Origin of the sequence: Virgisporangium aurantiacum (genome assembly GCF_016863635.1) — a bacterium.
In the GTDB taxonomy this organism is placed as follows: domain Bacteria; phylum Actinomycetota; class Actinomycetes; order Mycobacteriales; family Micromonosporaceae; genus Virgisporangium; species Virgisporangium aurantiacum.
Genome location: NZ_BOPG01000012.1, coordinates 500,669 through 516,687 on the forward strand (window position 1 = coordinate 500,669; position 16,019 = coordinate 516,687).

Consider the following 16,019-nt stretch of genomic DNA (forward strand, 5'->3'; position numbering starts at 1 on the left):
TGTGGTCCTTTCAGGGCCGGTCGGTCACGACGAAGTGGACGATCGGATCGGTGGTCCGCGCGGACGTGTGCGGGTGCGCGGCCCGGTATCCGGCCAGCAGGCGCGGATACTCGATCCGGTCCGGCCCGACGACCTCGCCCCGGGCTGTACGCCAGCGTCCGTCGAGGAGCAGTTCGGCCGGGTGACCATCGTGGAAGTTGCGCCACCAGCGCTTGTCGGTCGCGTGCCCGACCAGCACCATGACGTCGGTGCCGCAGGCCGCGTGCGCGACCGGCAGGACGACGGTCCGGCCGGTGCGCCGGCCGGCGAACCGCAGCCCGCACAGGTTCGGCAGGATCCGCCGGCCCGTGACGGTCGACAGGGCCTGCAGCACCCACCGGTTGTGGGCCGGGACGGTCGGTGTGGCAGCGCTTGTCATGTCCTCAGCGTGCGCCTCCCGGCACCAGCGGCTCCAGGGGCCAAGGTCCCGAATCCGGATCGAGGATGGACCGGTGACCGCAGTACCCGGACGGGACCTTCGGCCCTGCACACCGGGTGCGTCCGGCACTGACCCTCGGTGGCTCCGGGGTCGATCGTGGGGGCATGCGACCCGGCAGCCGCCCCGCCGACGTCGTCGTCGGATCGCGCAGCCACGGTGCTGATTGTCCGATCATGAACAGCAGGAGGTCCGCCATGGTCTGGAATCTCACCCCGGAACGGTTCGCCGCTCTCGTGGCCGACGCCGTCCGCGCGCCGTCGATGCACAACACCCAACCGTGGCGGTTCCGGTTGTCCGGCGACGCCATCGACGTCCTGCTCGACCGGGAGCGGCTGCTGCCCGTCGCCGATCCGGCCGGCCGGGCGGCCCGGGTCGCCTGCGGTTCCGCGCTGTTCAACCTGCGACTGGCGCTCGCCGTCGACGGTCACCGCGCCGAGGTGCGGCTGGTGCCCGGACCCGACGTCGTCGCCCGCCTGACGCCGGCCGACCCGCACCCGGCGACGCCCGCCGAGCGACGGTTGCACGCCGCGATCCCCCGCCGGCACAGCAACCGGCACCCGTTCGTGGACATCCCGGTACCACCCGAGGCCCGCACCGCTCTCGTCCGCGCCGCCCACGACGAGCAGGCGTGGCTGCACCTCGCCGAGTCACCGGCCGACGCCGAGGCGACCGCGGACGTGATCCGCGAAGCCGACCGGCTCCTGCGCTCCGACACCGCGTACGCGGCCGAACTGGCCACCTGGACCGGACCGGAAGGCGTCCCGGTCGGCGCCGGTGGGCCGGAACCCGGCCAGCACGAACTGCTCGCCCGCCGCGACTTCGCCGGCCCGCCCGGCACGCGCCCGTTCGAGCGCGAGCCGCTGATCGGCGTCCTGGGCGCCGCCGGCGACCTGGCGGCGGACCAGGTCGTGGCCGGGATGGCGCTGCAACGCGTCCTGCTGACCGCCACCGACCTGGGCCTCGCCGCGTCGATCTTCACCCAGCCGATCGACCACGCCGCGAGCCGCGGGCGGCTGCGCGACGTGTGCCACCGGCCGTTCCCGCCGTTCGCGGTGCTGCGCTTCGGCTACGGCGTCGCGGGCCACCACAGCGCCCGCCGCCCGGTCGCCGACGTGATCGCCTGACGCGCCGCCGCCTTGAACTCGCTGACCCGGACGGATCGCTCAGGTGGCGCGGCGGGAGCGGGCCAGCACCAGCCCACCGGTCACCGCGCCGACAACGCCGAGCACGATGGCGACCACACCGCCGGCCAGGCCGTTGCCGGTGCCGAGCCCGCCGTCGGCGGTGGCCACCACCACCGCACCGACGATCCCGCCGATCGCCGCGAGGGCCAGCGCGACGACCGCGCCGTTGCGGCCGCGGTTTCCGACCCCACGGGCGGCGCGCACCGCCGCCATCACACCGAGCACGACGCCGACCAGCGCCAGCACGGCGGCGATCGTGGCGACGACCCGGTCGCCGGTGAAGGTGGGAACGTCGTTGGCAGCAAACAGATTCATAGGCCGAAGCGTAGGGACGGACCGGTGGTGGATCGTCATGCCGGAGTTGCCACTACGGCCGACACGGCCACAACCCCGGATGTAGGCGCGCGCGACGGGCTACCCCAACGGTTGCGATTTTCCATCAAACCGATTTGATGTATTGTCGAGGTCATGGACGATGCGCCGCCGCCGTTCGTGCGGGCCGCCGGCCACCCGCTGCGCTGGCGACTGCTGGGTGAGCTGGCCCGCGGCGACCGGCAGGTGCACGAGCTGACCGCGCTGGTGGGCCAACAGCAGAGCCTCGTCTCCTATCACCTGGGCCTGCTGCGCAAGGCCGACCTCGTCCGCACCCGGCGCAGCACCGCCGACGGCCGCGACGTCTACTACCGCCTCGACCTGGCCCGGTGCGCCGATCTGCTGTCGGGGGCGGGCGGCGCGCTGCATCCCGGGCTGCGGCTGGCACCGGCGCCGCCGGCCGTGCCGCCGCGGTCCCGCGTGCTGTTCCTCTGCACCGGCAACAGTTCCCGGTCGCAGATGGCCGAGGCGTTGCTGCGGCAGCGGTCCGGCGGCGCGGTCGACGTCGTCAGCGCCGGCAGCCGGCCGAAACCGATCCATCCGGACGCGGTGGCGGCGATGGCCGGGTACGGCATCGACCTCGGCACCGCCCGGCCGAAGCACCTCGACGAGTTCGCCGGACACCGCTTCGACCACGTGATCACCTTGTGCGACCGGGTCCGCGAGATCTGCCCGGAGTTTCCCGACCATCCGGCGACCGCGCACTGGAGCATTCCCGACCCGGCCGCCGACCCCGCCGGCCCCCCGGCGTTCGACCGCGTCGCCGCCGAACTCGCCGAGCGGATCGGGTTCCTGCTCCACGTCCTCGACGACGATGAAAGGACGACGACATGACCGACAACACCGTCCACGTGCGATACCTGGTCGACGACGTCCAGGCCGCGATCGACTTCTACACCACGCACCTGGGCTTCACCACGAACACCGCGTTCCCGCCCGCGTTCGCCGACGTCCTGCGGGGCAACCTGCGGCTGCTGCTGTCCGGGCCGACGAGTTCGGCGGGCCGGCCGATGCCGGACGGCCGCGCGCCGCACCCCGGCGGCTGGAACCGCATCCACCTCCTCGTCGACGACATCGACGCCGAGGTCACCCGCCTGCGCGACAAGGGCGTCGTGTTCCGCAGCGACGTGGTCACCGGCCCCGGCGGGCGGCAGATCGTCCTGGACGATCCGGCCGGCAACCCGGTCGAACTGTTCCAGCCGGCCGGCGCCTGAGTGGACCGCCCCGGTCTCGGCACCGTTCTCCGGGAGTGGGGCCGGATCGGCTGCGTCGGCTTCGGCGGGCCACCGGCGCACATCGCGCTGTTCCGCACGCTCTGCGTCGAGGACCGCAAGTGGCTCGACGCGCGGGAGTTCGAGGACGCGATCGCGGCGTGCAACCTGTTGCCGGGGCCGGCGTCCACCCAACTCGCGATCTTCTGTGCCTGGCGGGTGCGCGGGCGGGCCGGCGCTCTCGTCGGCGGGGCCGCGTTCATCGTCCCCGGTCTGATCCTCATCCTGTTCCTGGCCGCGCTGTTCCTACGCGGTGATCCGCCGACGGCGGTCCGCGCCGCGGGTGCGGGCGCGGGCGCCGCGGTGGCCGCTGTCGCGGTCCACGCGGGCGCCGCGCTGGTTCCGCCGGGTTGGGGACGCGCACCGGAGCACAGCAGTCGCGTCCGCTGGACGGTGTACCTGGCCGTCGGGGCGGTCGCCGCCGCCACGATCGGCCCCTGGCTCGTCGTCCTCCTCATCGCCTGCGGCCTCGCGGAGACGGCGGCCCAGCGCATTCCGGTGCCTTTCCTCCCCGCCCTTGCGGCGACGGGATCCGTCGGCGGAGTGCTGCTCCCGGTCACCCTGCTTGCCCTGAAGGTCGGAGCGCTGTCCTACGGCGGCGGGTTCGTCATCATCCCGCTGATGCACGCCGACGCGGTCGACCAGCATCACTGGATGACCGACGCGCAGTTCCTCAACGCGGTCGCGCTGGGCCAGATCACGCCGGGACCGGTGGTGCACACCATCGCCGTGGTCGGCTACGCCGCGGCCGGCATCGGCGGCGGCCTCCTCGCGTCGGCGGTGGCGTTCGCACCGTCGTTCGCGTTCATCCTCCTGGGCGCGCACCGCTTCGACCGGATCCGCGGCAACCGCACCGTCCGGGCGTTCCTCGACGGCGCCGGACCCGCCGCGGTCGGCGCAATTCTCGGCTCCGCCGTCCCGCTCGCCCTCGCGCTGAGCCAGCCGTGGCAGTACGCGGTCCTGGCCGGCGCCGCCGTGCTGTTGCTGGGGTTGCGCCGCGGCCCGGTGCTCACCCTGCTCGCCGCCGCCGTGGCCGGCGTCCTCATCGTGCTCGCCGGTGGTGCGGTCTAGGATTCGGCGGTGACGATGCGGGTCGACGATTCGTGGTCCGAGATCACCGGCCACCTGGAGCGCCGCTGCCCCGCGGTCGCCCGCCAGGTACGCGCGCCCGCGTCCTCCGAATCGCTGCGACGCGCGGAGACGGCGGTCGGCGGCCCGTTGCCGGCCGACCTGGCCCGGTGGTGGCGGCTCGCCGACGGCATGGACGGGCACCACCGGCTCATCCCGCAACTGCAGACCCCGATGTCCGTCGAGTCGGCGCTGAGCAGTCGCCGAACGTGGCTCGATGTCTCGGAACACGGCGACACCTGTGCGGGCGGGCAGGCCGGTTCGCCCGTGTACGGGGTGTGGCTGCCACAGTGGCTGCCGATCGCCTCCGACCATGGTGGCACCGAACTGTTCGTCGACCTGCGTCCCGGACCGGCCCGCGGCTGCGTGGGCGAGTTCTACTCCGACGCCTGGGAGTTCAGTGCGCCCCGATGGAGGGGTGTCGCCGCGATGCTCGACGAGGTCGCCGCCGCCTTCCGCTCCGACGAGCCGGTACACGGTTTCCGGATCTGGATCGACGACGACGGCATCGCCTGGGATCACCCGGGATGGCGCTGGGCGATGGGTGGCAGTGCCATCGTCGACCCGGACCGCCTGCGGCAGCGGTACCGGGACCTGGTCGCGGAGCTTCGCGTCCCGACGACGACGTCCGATGACGGCTGGACCGCGGAGCGGATCGCCGCCCACGTCAAGCGGAACACCGAGCTGCTGCTCGCCGTCACCGACGCGATCGCCGCGACCGACCCGGACTTCGACCGACGGATGGCCCGGGCGTGGTCCACCGGCCGCCGCCGCCGATCCGCGAGCGGCGACCGGGTCGAGCCCTACATCTGTTACGACAACAGCGAGACGTTCGACCCGGCCGTCCTTGACCGCTACGCGGCGGCCGGGCGATCCGCGCTCGCCGACGACATCGAGCGCCTCAGCGAGCGGCTCGCCGGGTCCGTGGGCCGCATCCGCGGCCGAAGGCCGATCGTCTACGTGCACATCGTCGACGGGGAAACGCTTCTGGACACCGCGGTCGAGGGCTGGTTCGGCGTGCTGTGGGCGGTGTGCCTGCGGCAGCTGCCGATCCGCGTCCGGCAGCTGCGCGCCCTGCGCCGCCCTGCGTGACCGCGAAAACGCGTGGCCGGGCGTCGGGCAGGATGGGACGGTGAGACATGTCGCGCTCTTCCACTCCGTGTACGGCCTGCGTCCGGCCGTGAGCGCCGCGGCCGACCTCTTCCGTGCGGCGGGCCACCACGTCACCGCGCCGGATCTCTACGCGGGGCGGGTCGCGCAATCGATCGAGGAGGGGTTCGCGATCAGCGGCCGCGTCGGCTGGACGACGATCCTGCGGCGGGCACACGAGGCGCTCGACGGCCTCCCCGCCGACACCGTCCTCGCCGGCCTGTCGATGGGCGCGGGAGTGGCGGGCGCCGTGCTCGCCGAGCGTCCGGAAGCCGCCGGACTTCTCCTGCTGCACGGCACCGGCGGCGACCCCCGCACGGTGCCCGCGGGCCTGCCGGTCCACGTGCATGTCGGGGAGGCGGACGCGATGTTTCCCCCCGCGGACGTCGCCGCCTGGCGGGACGCCATGACCGCCGCCGGTGCGGCCGTCGACCTCTTCACGTATCCGGCCGTCGGACACTTCTTCACCGATTCCGGCGTGTCCGAGTTCGATCCGGCGGCGGCGGAGCTGGCGTGGCAGCGCGGCCTGCGTTTCGTCGACGCCCTCTGAACGCCGGGTCAGAAGCCGCCGCTGTCGCTGTCGAACGCGTCGCGGCGGCGTTGCTCCTCCTCGTACCGGGCCGTTCTCGCGCGCATGCCGGCATCCAGCATGTACAGCCGGTCCGGGTCGAGCGCCTTGATCGCCCCGGGCAGCGGCAGCGTGGCGCAGTGCTCCGCGAACAGGTCCCGGCGGCGTGGCCAGCAGCGGTGGTGGAGCCAGCCGAGCGAACCGATGATCATGGGACCGAGAATGAGCGCGGCGCACAGGCCTTCCAGCGGCCCACCCGGGACGGCGATCACCACCATGACGGTGTAGAAGCAGCCGAGCAGCACCGTCGCCAGCCCGGCGACCCCGCCGATGCCGTCGTCGCGGAAGCGGGACGAGTGGACCAGCCGGGCGTCCTGGTCCCGTTCGAACGTCTCGCGGTGCCGCCGCAGGTCGTCGTTCCCGCCCAGGTCGTCCGCGACGACCGGCCCCTCGGCGTGGCGGACGTGGTCGAGCAGGGCGGCGGTGAGGGGATGGGTCGGTGCCGTGTCGTCGGCGGGTGCCGGGAGGGTCAGGGCGCCGTCGTGGTCGACCGTGATCAGCCCGTCGAGCAGGAGCCTGGCCGCCGCCTCGCGCCACAACGGCCGGTCCGAACGGAATCTGACGAGCAGTACGTGGTACGGGTCGACCGTCAGCGTCGGCAGCAGCGCGGCGACCCTACGGTCCCGGATGCCACGCCACCGCCACAGCACGAGGAGCACCACCTGCAGCGCCACCACACCCGCCGTCACCACAGCCGTCAGCGCGAGGATCGACATGCCCGGATCATCGCAGGGCGACACCAGCGCGGCGGGCAGCTACGGCGTCAGTGCGGGTCGGGCGTGAACGCCGGGCTCACCAGGTAGTCGGAGTTCTGCCAGCTCTCGGTGGGGAACGCCGCGCCGCCGCCGAAGTCGGAGTTGTAGACGTACAGCCCGTTGCCGGCGCCGACCGTCGAGTCGGCATTCGACGGCGCGACCAGGTGACCGGTGGTGGAGCGCTCCTCGTCGAAGCCGTTCGGCACGTACGAGTACTGCCCGCCGCGCAGCCAGAAGCCGACCACGTAGGTCTGACCGGCGTCCACATGGGTGGGGCTCGTGCTCACCTTGTAGAAGCACGGCGCGGCGTACTGGATGCCCTCGGACGCGGCGCCCGTGACCAGTTTCTCGCCGCCGGCGGTCCACAGGCTGCCCGTCAGCGGCAGGCGGGAGTTCACCTGCTGCGGGGTGAGGTCCAGGCAGATGCGGATGCCGGTGACCGTGCCACCGACGGTCGGCCGCCACTGCACCGCCAGCAGCACGTCGGAGGTGTCGGTGACCTCCTGGACCCGTCGGTCGAGATACGGATCCGACGGCGAGTACAGGTACTCCACGCCGGAGCCGTGCGCGGCGCTCGGCGTCACCGGCGCCAGCGCGATCGTCGATGCCAGGATCGTGCAGACAGCGAGCAGCCGTCGGCTGCGGTGGACCGGACTCATTCGAAACCCCCGTGTTGTCGATAGAGTGCCATGCGGTCGAGGTTTGTGGGCATGATAGGGGACGATGTGGCCGTCGACGACCTACGGGTCGCGAACCTGCCGGAACTCGCCGGGCAGCGCGCGCTGGTCGCGTTGCTGGACCGTACGTTCCGCGCCGGCGCGGCCGACCAGGTGCTCGCCGTCGACGTGGTGCGGGCGCTCGCGCACGCCGGCAACTACGTGGCGGGCGCGTGGCGCGGCGAACGGCTCGTCGGCGGCACGGTGGCATTTCTGGGGACGGGGCACCTGCACTCGCACGTGACGGCGGTCGATCCCGGCACCCACGGGCGCGGCGTCGGCCACGCGCTCAAGCTGCACCAGCGCGAGTGGGCGCTGGCGCGCGGGATCACCGACGTCCGCTGGACGTTCGACCCGCTCGTCGGGCGCAACGCCTACTTCAACATCACGAAGCTGGGCGCCGAGCCGACCGCGTACCTAACCGACTTCTACGGCCCGTTGACCGACGGCGTCAACGCCGGCGACGAGACCGACCGCCTGTACGTGCGGTGGGACCTCACGGCGTCCCGGAGAGCAGCGGAAGCGGAGCCCGCCGCGGCGGTGCCGGTGCTCGGCCGGTCCGCTGACGACCGTCCACTGTCGACAGTGCCGCCACCCGGCGGCTCGCCCGCGCTCGTGGCCACCCCGACCGACATCGAGGCGTTGCGCGGCCGGGACCCGGACGCCGCGCGCGCCTGGCGGCTCGCGGTCCGCGCCGCCCTGACCACCCTGCTGGCCGACGGCTACCGCGTCACCGGGTTCCGGCGCGACGGCTTCTACATCCTGGAGGCCCGATGACAAGCTCGGTGAACGGGTTCGAGCTGCGCCGGATCACGCTGCCGTTGGTGAGCCCGTTCCGCACCTCGATGGGCGTGGAGCACGGCCGCGACGTCCTCCTCGTGCGTGCCGTCGTCGGTGACGCGGAGGGCTGGGGCGAGTGTGTGGCGATGTCCGACCCGCACTACTCGCACGAGTACGTCGACGGCGCGGCCGACGTCATCCGGCGTTTCCTGATCCCCGCCGCGGGTAGCTCCGACGACTTTCACCTTGTGGAGCAAAGGTTCGCGGCCGTCCGCGGTCATCCGATGGCCAGGACCGCGGTGCACACCGCGCTGCTCGACGCCCGGCTGCGGGCCGCCGGCATGTCGCTGGGCGAGTTCCTGGGCGCGGTCCGCCCGACGGTTCCGGCGGGCGTGTCGGTCGGAATCATGGACGACGTGGGCGAACTGCTCGACGCGGTCGCCGGTTACCTGGACGCCGGCTACGTCCGGATCAAGCTGAAGATCGAGCCCGGATGGGACGTGGCACCGGTGGCCGCGGTACGCGACCGGTTCGGCGCCGAGATCCTCCTCCAGGTCGACGCCAATTGTGCCTACACCGCAACGGATTCCGCCCGACTGTCCACATTGGACGATTTCGGCCTGCTGCTGATCGAGCAGCCGTTCCCCGAGGAGGACCTCGCCGGGCACGCGCGGCTGGCGGCGTCGGTGCGCACACCGATCTGCCTCGACGAGTCGATCACGTCGGCCCGGGTCGCGGCGCAGGCGATCGGCGCCGGCGCGTGCTCGGCGGTGAACATCAAGCCGGGACGCGTGGGCGGCTACCTCGAAGCGCGCCGCATCCACGACGTGTGCGCGGCGCACGGCGTCCCCGCCTGGGTCGGCGGCATGCTGGAGACCGGTGTCGGTCGAGCCGCGAACGCCGCGCTGGCGGCACTTCCGGGTTGCACGCTCCCGGGCGACATCTCCGCGTCGGACCGCTACTACGCCCGCGACATCACCGCGCCGTTCGTGCTCCGCGACGGGCACATCACCGTGCCCACCGGTCCCGGAATCGGCGTCGACGTCGACGACGCGGCCCTTGCCGACGTCACCACGGGCACCGAGTGGATCCCGGTCCGTTGACGCTCTCGTGGAGCTCCCGGGTCAGGGGATCGTGCGGGCGGGCGGCGAAGAAGATGTGCAGCCAGCCGTCGGCGTCGGCGTGGAAGATCTCGTCGCGGATGGACGGATCGGCACCGCGCTCCAGGAGCAGGCGGACCACCTCGAGATGACCGGGCTGGATCGCCCAGTGCAGGCCGGTCCGCCCGAAGTAGGGCGCGACGTCGGGGTGGACGCCGCGGTCGAGGAACCAGCGCACGACGTCGACCCGGCCGTGCTGGCAGGCGTGGACGAACGCCTCCCCCACGATCTCCGCCGGGTCATCGGTCGCCGGTAACCGGGGCGGAAGGCCGACGCCGGCGTCCGCGGGCTCGGGGCGGGCCCGTTCCGCGCCCGCCGCCTCGTACCGGTCCCGCACCAGGTCGAGCCGGCCGCAGGCGGCGTACGTCCACAGCGCCGGCGGGACGATCCCGTACCCGGCGAGCACGTCGACGACTCCCGTGTGGCCGTGGTGGATGGCGTTCTCCAACGCGGTGGCGCCCCGACTCCGGTCGCCCGGGTCGGCGCCGGCGGCGAGCAGCAGGCGCACGTACTCGACCCGGTTGGAGCGGGCCGCCCAGACCAGCGGGAGGTTCAGGTCGGTGGCCTTGCCGAGCACCACCTCCAGCGCGGCGCGCGGCACACCGAGCGCCTCGTCGAGCCGGACACCGGGGATCGCCTCCGGCATCGCGACCATGTGCAGCAACGTGTCTGCCTGCCCGGCGGTCAGGCCGGCCAACCGATCGGTGTCGCCGGCCAGCAGGGCCTCGGCGTCGCCGTGCAGGCTCCGCCACCTCTCCCGCCGCTCGTCGAGATCGCGCCGGGACTTCTCCGTGAACGACATGAGCTCCCGCCACGTCGGGAAACCGAGCTCGCGCGCGATCACCAGCCGTGCGTCCCGGAGCCCCGCGGTCGCGGCGGACGTCGCGGTGGCGTACCGGGGCACGCCGGCCCGCAACCGTCGCAGCGCACCCGGGTCGTCGCGGCGCAACTCGACCAGGAGGGCGTCGGCCATCGAGGCGTAGGCACCCGGCCCGATCCCCACGAGGCGGGAGACCGGCCGGTCGCCGGTGGTGTTCCGGTTCTCGACGTGGGCGCGGAACTCGGCCCAGTTCGGGAATCCGTGTTCCTGGGCGAGCACGAACTGGGCGTCGGTGAGCTGGAACCGCTCGGCGGCCCGACCGCCCAACACGTCGGCGACCCGGGCCTCGGCTTCGGCGTCGGCCGTGGCGTACGCGCGGTGCAGGTGCTTGGCCTGCTTGCGGTAGTACTCCAGGTTCGGACTGGCCGGCAACTCGAAATGACGATCGGACACCACAACCTCCTTCGTCGCCGAGGTCCGCTTGCCCGGCCGGAAAGAGGTTGGTCCTGCCCAATGCGTTCACGTGTGGTGCTCGAGGTGGGAAAATCCCTGCCCGCGGACCGGCAGCGTCCTCGCACGCTCCATCCACACTAGTAATCCGCTCCACCCGACGGCAACCCCTTGCTACGGTCGTGCGCCCGGCAAGCCGCGAACGGAGAGCGCATGCCATTCCCGTCCACGCCGACGCCTCCGATCCTGGACGGTGCCCTCGTCCGGCTGGAGCCGCTCGATCACCGGCACGCCGCCCACCTGGCGGCGGCGGCCGACGAGGATCGGACCTCGTACCGGTTCACGTGGGTGCCCACGGCGGCCGACGTCGGCGACTACGTCGACACCCAACTGGCCCGGGCCGCGGCCGGGACGCTGATGCCGTACGCGCAGGTGGAGAAGACAAGCGGACGGGCGATCGGCGCCACCGCCTACTGGGATCCCCGGCTGTGGCCCGACCGCGACGCGCTCTACGCGGTGGAGGTGGGCTTCACCTGGCTGGCCGCCTCGGCCCAGGGCACCGGCATCAACACGGAGGCGAAGCTGTTGCTCTTCGCCAACGCCTTCGACAACTGGAACGTGGCTCGCGTCGACCTCAAGACCGACGCCCGCAACACCCTGTCCCGCACCGCGATCGAACGCACCGGAGCCCGCTTCGAAGGCGTCCTGCGACGGTGGTCGCGCTCGTGGGCACCGGGCGAGGCCGGACTCCTGCGGGACTCCGCCATGTACTCCATCATCGACGCGGAATGGCCGGGCTGCCGGGCCACCCTGGAAGCACGGCTCCGCCGGACCCCGAATACCTGAATCACGCGGGCCGGATGCCCTCCGCGGCGGCCACGGCGGCGGCGAACTCCCGTGGACACTCCAGCGGCAGGAAGTGCCCGCCGTCGACGCGTCGCAGGTCGACGTCGGCGAAGAAGTCGCCGAGCCGGTCGGACCAGTCGAGCGGGAACAGCGGGTCGTGGTCGGGCCACAGCACCGTGGTCGGCACGGCGATCCGCTGCGCCGGGTGGGGCGCGTGCTCGCCCACCACGCCATCGAGCCGGCCCGAGCCGACGCGGTACCAGGCGATCGAGGCCGTGAACGCACCCGGGGCGGAGTACACCGAGACGAGGTGGTCGAGGTGCTCGTCGCCGACGGTGAACCCTGGCTTCGACCAGTGGGTCAGGAAGTGACGCAGGTAGTGGCGCACGGCCTCGGGCCGCCCGTCGACGAGTTCGTCGGCGATCGGGAACCGGTGGAAATGCAGGTACCAGAACTCCCGCTGGGCGGCCGGGGTCAGGATGCGGTCGCCGATGCCGGGCAGCGGCGGGGCGAGCACCAGCGCCCGGATCAGGTCGGGGCGCTGTCGGGCGAGGGCCTGGGCGATCCGGCTGCCGATGTCGTACCCGGCGAGGACGGGACGGTCCAGCCGGAGTTCGTCGATGAGCCGGATGACGCCGTGCGCCTGCGCGTCGGCGCTGTAGTGCTCCGTCGGGTCGACCGGGTGCTTGTCGGACGCGCCGAAGCCGCGCAGGTCGGGCACCACGACGTCGGCCGTCGGCAGCAGCGCCGCGACCGCACGGTATTCGGTGCGGTCGCCGGGCCACCCGTGCAACAGCACCACGGCGGGACCGGAGCCGGTCCGTTCGTACGCGAGGCGGAATCCGTCGACGGCCGTTGTGCGGTCCACGCCGCCACGATACAGCCGGCGCTCAGTCGAGGCAGAACTCGTTACCCTCCACGTCCTGCATCACCTGGCACGACTCGTTGACGCCGTCGGCAACCAGCAATTGCCCGCGTACCGCACCGAGCGCGACCAGCCGGACGCATTCGGCCTCAAGGGCCGCCAGGCGCTCGTCGCCCACGAGCCCGGTGCCGACCCGCACGTCGAGGTGCACCCGGTTCTTGACGACCTTGCCCTCGGGAACGCGCTGGAAGAACAGTCGCGGCCCCACACCTGAGGGATCAACGCACGCGAACGCCGAGCCCTGATGCTCGGGCGGCAACGAGCGATCGAAATCGTCCCACGTGGCGAACCCCTCCGGCGGCGGCGGAACGACGTACCCCAACACCTCGCACCAGAAACGCGCGACGCGCTCCGGTTCCGCGCAGTCGAAAGTGACCTGGAACTGCCTGACCGACGCCATCGGCCCACAATAGAGGCCGGCTCGGGCGGGTGTTCAGTCGAGGCAGAATTCGTTGCCTTCGGGGTCGGCCATCACGATGAAGCCGGCGCTCATGGGCGGTTCCGGCTCGTATCGGCGGATCCGCGCCGCTCCCAGCGCCACGAGCCGGTCACACTCGGCCTCCAGCGCCGCCATGCGCTGTTCGCCCTGAAGGCCCGGGGCCGCGCGGACGTCGAGATGGACCCGGTTCTTGGCGAGCTTGTCTTCCGGAACGCGTTGGAAAAAGATCCGTGGGCCGTGCCCTTCCGGATCCTCGATCGCCGATCTGGTGTTGCGCTGATCCTCGGGAACGCCGAGGCGGTCGAGGAACTCGGCCCATGCCGCCAGCGGATCGGCGCCCTCGGCCAGGTCGACTCCGGGCGGGCCGGGGTGGACGTACCCCAGTACCTCACGCCAGAAACCGGCGACGCGCCCGGGATCCGCGCAGTCGAACGTGATCTGGACCTGCTTGACCGATGCCATCGACCCACCTTAGAGGCGGAATCCCGCGTCGTCTCCACAGACCCGGAATCAGCGGACGATCGCCACCGGGCAGTGGGCGTGCTGCGCCACGGACAGGCTGACCGAACCCAGCAGCAGGCCGGCGAAGCCACCGTGGCCGCGGGTGCCGACGACGGCAAGGCCGGCGTGGGCGGACTCGGCGACGAGGTCCTCCGCGACGTTGGCGCCGGACACCAGCTTCTCCTCCAGCCGCACGTCCGGGAACTTGGCGCGCCAGGGTTCGAGGGCGTCGTCGAGCACCGCACCGGCCGTCTCCGCCCGGTGCTGCGCGTCGGCGTCCGACGCCATCCGGCCGGTCCACCAGACGTGCGCCGCCACCACCGACGCGCCTGTGCGGCGCGCGATGTCGAACGCGAAATCCAGTGCCGCGACGCTGTGGTCGGAGCCGTCGACGCCGACCAGTACCGGCAGATCGGGTCCCGGCATGGCCGCCGGCGGCCGGGCGATCACGACCGGACCCCTGGCGTGGGTGGCCACGATCGTCGCTGTCGCGCCGAGTGCGGCGGTCGGGATCGAGCCGCCGCCGCGGCTGCCGACGACGGTCAGCTCCGCCGCGCCCGACTCCTCCACCAGCACGGCCGACCCCGCACCGGGCACCGCCCGGCAGACGATCGACAGGCCGGGATGCTGCGCGGTCAGGCAGTCGGCGACCCGGCGCAGGACGTCGTCACCGGGCTCTCCGTGCCGCGACCCGTGCACCAGGTGCAGGTCCCGGCCGGACCGCTCCGCCCACTCGGCGGCGTACTGCGCCGCGGCGACGCTCGACGGCGACCCGTCGATCCCGGCAACCACGTAGGCCTGCATCATGACCAACTCCCTTCAGCCAGCTCGGTCCTTCGGCCAGCTCCGTCGATTCAGCCTGGCAGCCGGGCCGGACGGGTCGTCAGGGCCGAAGGTCCCCACCGCGCGGGTCCGACGGAGCCGACGGGTCCTTTGGTCGCGCTCCGGGTGCCGTTCGGCCCTGACGGTGTGCGCCACGCGGCGGGACGCTCGCCCTGACGACAACGCTCAGGGAGGACGTCATGGTGTACCGGGTGGCCATCAACGGCTTCGGCCGAATCGGCCGCAACTACCTCCGCGCCACGCTCGAACGCGGCATTCTCGGCGACGGCAACGTCGACATCGTCGCCGTCAACGACCTGTGGCCGCCCGCGACGCTCGCGCACCTGCTCGCGCACGACTCGACGTTCGGGCCGCTGCGCTGGCCGGTCGAGGCCGACGACTCGACGCTGCAGGTCGGTGGTCAGCGGATCGCGCTGCTGAGCGAACGCGACCCCGCCGCCCTGCCGTGGTCGGAACTCGGCGTCGACCTCGTGATCGAGTCCACGGGCCGGTTCCGCACCCGCGACGACGCCGCCCTGCACCTGAAGGCGGGCGCGAAAAGGGTCCTGATCTCCGCGCCGGGCAAGGGCCCTGGAAACGGCGCGGACGCGACGGTCGTCCTCGGCGTCAACACCGCAGACCTCGGCCCCGCCCACGAGATCGTGTCGGCCGCGTCGTGCACCACCAACTGCGCCGCACCGATGGTGCACGTGCTGCACGAGGCGTTCGGGCTCGAACAGGGCTACCTCACGACCGTGCACGCGTACACCAACGACCAGGTCATTCTGGACACCCCGCACAAGGACCTGCGGCGCGCCCGCGCGGCCGCCGTCAACATCATCCCGACGAGCACCGGCGCCGCGAAGGCGATCGGGCTGGTCCTGCCCGAGTTGCAGGGCAGGTTGAACGGTGTGGCCCTGCGGGTTCCGGTCGAGAACGGGTCGCTGACCGACCTCACCGCCAGGCTCAGCCGCCCGGTGACGGCCGCCGAGGTGAACAGTGCCTTCGCCGCCGCCGGCGCCGAGAGCCCGCTCGCCGGGATCCTGCGCTACACCGAGCAACCGCTGGTGTCGCGCGACATCGTCGGCGACCCGCACTCGTGCATCTTCGACGCCGCCCTCACGCAGGCCGACGGGAACCTGGTGAAGGTGTTCGGCTGGTACGACAACGAATGGGGCTACACCCAGCGGCTGGTCGACCTGACGACGCTCATGGCAGGTCGGTGAGCGACATGCGCACCGTGAGCCTGCGTCCGGTGACCACCGCGGGTGAAACCGTGGTGGTCCCGGTGGGCCGGGCCGACGGCTGTGGACGGCCGGTGGCCGTCGTGATCGCCGACCGGAACGGCGCGCGGCTCCGGCCGGTGGTCGACGTCGAACGCCTGGCGTGGTGCGCGGTCACGGCGACCGCGCTCGCCGCGGCCGCCATGGCAGCCCGGGGGGCCGCGCGGCGCCGGCCGGCGATCGGTTCGGTGTCGATGGGACCCGGCGGCTGGGTGAGCCTCAAGGGCGCTCCCCTGCCGCCCCTGCGACCGGCCGGCCGCCGCCCGTGGTGGGCGCGCCTGCTGCGGGCCCGTCGTCTTGTCGTCGAGTGAG

Annotated in this window: 20 protein-coding genes; 11 read left to right on the forward strand and 9 right to left on the reverse strand. The window is 72.7% G+C overall.

Features of this window, described 5'->3' with window-relative positions:
- Positions 1 to 10: 10 nt before the first annotated feature.
- Complete coding sequence (locus tag Vau01_RS11150) at positions 11 to 418, reverse strand: hypothetical protein (protein ID WP_203990298.1); 408 nt, start codon at positions 416 to 418, stop codon at positions 11 to 13.
- 254 nt (positions 419 to 672) lie between these two features.
- Between Vau01_RS11150 and Vau01_RS11155 the strand changes: the two genes are divergently transcribed.
- Positions 673 to 1,602, forward strand: coding sequence for an Acg family FMN-binding oxidoreductase (locus Vau01_RS11155; RefSeq protein WP_203991047.1), 930 nt, complete (start codon positions 673 to 675; stop codon positions 1,600 to 1,602).
- 39 nt (positions 1,603 to 1,641) lie between these two features.
- Here the strand turns inward: Vau01_RS11155 and Vau01_RS11160 are convergent, their stop codons facing one another.
- Positions 1,642 to 1,977, reverse strand: coding sequence for a DUF6223 family protein (locus tag Vau01_RS11160; protein ID WP_203990300.1), 336 nt, complete (start codon positions 1,975 to 1,977; stop codon positions 1,642 to 1,644).
- 153 nt (positions 1,978 to 2,130) lie between these two features.
- On the opposite strand from Vau01_RS11160, the gene Vau01_RS11165 reads away from it, so the two are divergent.
- From Vau01_RS11165 to Vau01_RS11185, 5 genes are read left to right on the forward strand one after another with little or no spacing between them, the layout of a single operon-like run.
- Entirely contained in the window at positions 2,131 to 2,868 is a 738-nt protein-coding gene (locus Vau01_RS11165) for a metalloregulator ArsR/SmtB family transcription factor (RefSeq protein ID WP_203990308.1), read from the forward strand.
- Positions 2,865 to 3,248 carry a VOC family protein gene (locus tag Vau01_RS11170; protein WP_203990310.1) on the forward strand — a complete coding sequence of 128 codons (384 nt, stop codon included), beginning with the start codon at positions 2,865 to 2,867 and terminating at the stop codon, positions 3,246 to 3,248. The genes Vau01_RS11165 and Vau01_RS11170 overlap by 4 nt, the downstream gene beginning before the upstream one ends.
- The gene (chrA, locus tag Vau01_RS11175) at positions 3,249 to 4,376 is read left to right on the forward strand and encodes a chromate efflux transporter (RefSeq protein ID WP_203990312.1); all 1,128 of its coding nucleotides are present in this window, start codon (positions 3,249 to 3,251) and stop codon (positions 4,374 to 4,376) included. It abuts the gene before it with no gap.
- Positions 4,377 to 4,391: 15 nt separating this feature from the next.
- Positions 4,392 to 5,525 (forward strand): SMI1/KNR4 family protein, encoded by a 1,134-nt coding sequence (locus Vau01_RS11180; RefSeq protein WP_239151526.1) that lies wholly within the window; start codon positions 4,392 to 4,394, stop codon positions 5,523 to 5,525.
- A gap of 40 nt (positions 5,526 to 5,565) precedes the next feature.
- A complete protein-coding gene (locus Vau01_RS11185) occupies positions 5,566 to 6,132 on the forward strand; it encodes a dienelactone hydrolase family protein (protein WP_203990321.1) in 567 nt (188 codons plus the stop codon).
- Positions 6,133 to 6,140: 8 nt separating this feature from the next.
- Here the strand turns inward: Vau01_RS11185 and Vau01_RS11190 are convergent, their stop codons facing one another.
- On the reverse strand, positions 6,141 to 6,926 hold the full coding sequence (locus Vau01_RS11190; RefSeq protein ID WP_203990322.1) for a hypothetical protein: 786 nt from the start codon (positions 6,924 to 6,926) through the stop codon (positions 6,141 to 6,143).
- 47 nt (positions 6,927 to 6,973) lie between these two features.
- Complete coding sequence (locus Vau01_RS11195) at positions 6,974 to 7,624, reverse strand: DUF4082 domain-containing protein (RefSeq protein ID WP_203990324.1); 651 nt, start codon at positions 7,622 to 7,624, stop codon at positions 6,974 to 6,976.
- 51 nt (positions 7,625 to 7,675) lie between these two features.
- Here Vau01_RS11195 and Vau01_RS11200 point away from each other — a divergent pair, with 51 nt between their 5' ends.
- Positions 7,676 to 8,458: a GNAT family N-acetyltransferase gene (locus Vau01_RS11200; RefSeq protein ID WP_239151490.1), complete on the forward strand. Its 783-nt coding sequence runs from the start codon at positions 7,676 to 7,678 to the stop codon at positions 8,456 to 8,458.
- On the forward strand, positions 8,455 to 9,564 hold the full coding sequence (gene menC / locus Vau01_RS11205; protein WP_203990326.1) for an o-succinylbenzoate synthase: 1,110 nt from the start codon (positions 8,455 to 8,457) through the stop codon (positions 9,562 to 9,564). The genes Vau01_RS11200 and menC overlap by 4 nt, the downstream gene beginning before the upstream one ends.
- On the opposite strand, the gene Vau01_RS11210 is transcribed toward menC, so the two are convergent.
- On the reverse strand, positions 9,530 to 10,894 hold the full coding sequence (locus Vau01_RS11210; protein WP_203990328.1) for an ankyrin repeat domain-containing protein: 1,365 nt from the start codon (positions 10,892 to 10,894) through the stop codon (positions 9,530 to 9,532). The two genes, menC and Vau01_RS11210, sit on opposite strands and share 35 nt — an antisense overlap.
- Positions 10,895 to 11,104: 210 nt before the next feature.
- Here Vau01_RS11210 and Vau01_RS11215 point away from each other — a divergent pair, with 210 nt between their 5' ends.
- Positions 11,105 to 11,737 (forward strand): GNAT family N-acetyltransferase, encoded by a 633-nt coding sequence (locus Vau01_RS11215; protein ID WP_203990330.1) that lies wholly within the window; start codon positions 11,105 to 11,107, stop codon positions 11,735 to 11,737.
- A gap of 1 nt (position 11,738) precedes the next feature.
- On the opposite strand, the gene Vau01_RS11220 is transcribed toward Vau01_RS11215, so the two are convergent.
- Genes Vau01_RS11220 through Vau01_RS11235 form a run of 4 tightly spaced genes read right to left on the reverse strand, consistent with a single transcriptional unit; the run spans position 11,739 to position 14,409 of the window.
- Complete coding sequence (locus Vau01_RS11220; protein WP_203990331.1) at positions 11,739 to 12,605, reverse strand: alpha/beta fold hydrolase; 867 nt, start codon at positions 12,603 to 12,605, stop codon at positions 11,739 to 11,741.
- A gap of 22 nt (positions 12,606 to 12,627) precedes the next feature.
- Positions 12,628 to 13,062, reverse strand: coding sequence for a VOC family protein (locus tag Vau01_RS11225; protein WP_203990332.1), 435 nt, complete (start codon positions 13,060 to 13,062; stop codon positions 12,628 to 12,630).
- Positions 13,063 to 13,095: 33 nt separating this feature from the next.
- Entirely contained in the window at positions 13,096 to 13,563 is a 468-nt protein-coding gene (locus Vau01_RS11230) for a VOC family protein (RefSeq protein ID WP_203990333.1), read from the reverse strand.
- Between the two features lie 48 nt (positions 13,564 to 13,611).
- On the reverse strand, positions 13,612 to 14,409 hold the full coding sequence (locus Vau01_RS11235) for a universal stress protein (protein ID WP_203990335.1): 798 nt from the start codon (positions 14,407 to 14,409) through the stop codon (positions 13,612 to 13,614).
- 215 nt (positions 14,410 to 14,624) lie between these two features.
- Between Vau01_RS11235 and gap the strand changes: the two genes are divergently transcribed.
- A complete protein-coding gene (gap, locus tag Vau01_RS11240; RefSeq protein ID WP_203990344.1) occupies positions 14,625 to 15,650 on the forward strand; it encodes a type I glyceraldehyde-3-phosphate dehydrogenase in 1,026 nt (341 codons plus the stop codon).
- A gap of 5 nt (positions 15,651 to 15,655) precedes the next feature.
- Entirely contained in the window at positions 15,656 to 16,018 is a 363-nt protein-coding gene (locus Vau01_RS11245) for a hypothetical protein (protein ID WP_203990346.1), read from the forward strand.
- Position 16,019 lies beyond the last annotated feature (1 nt).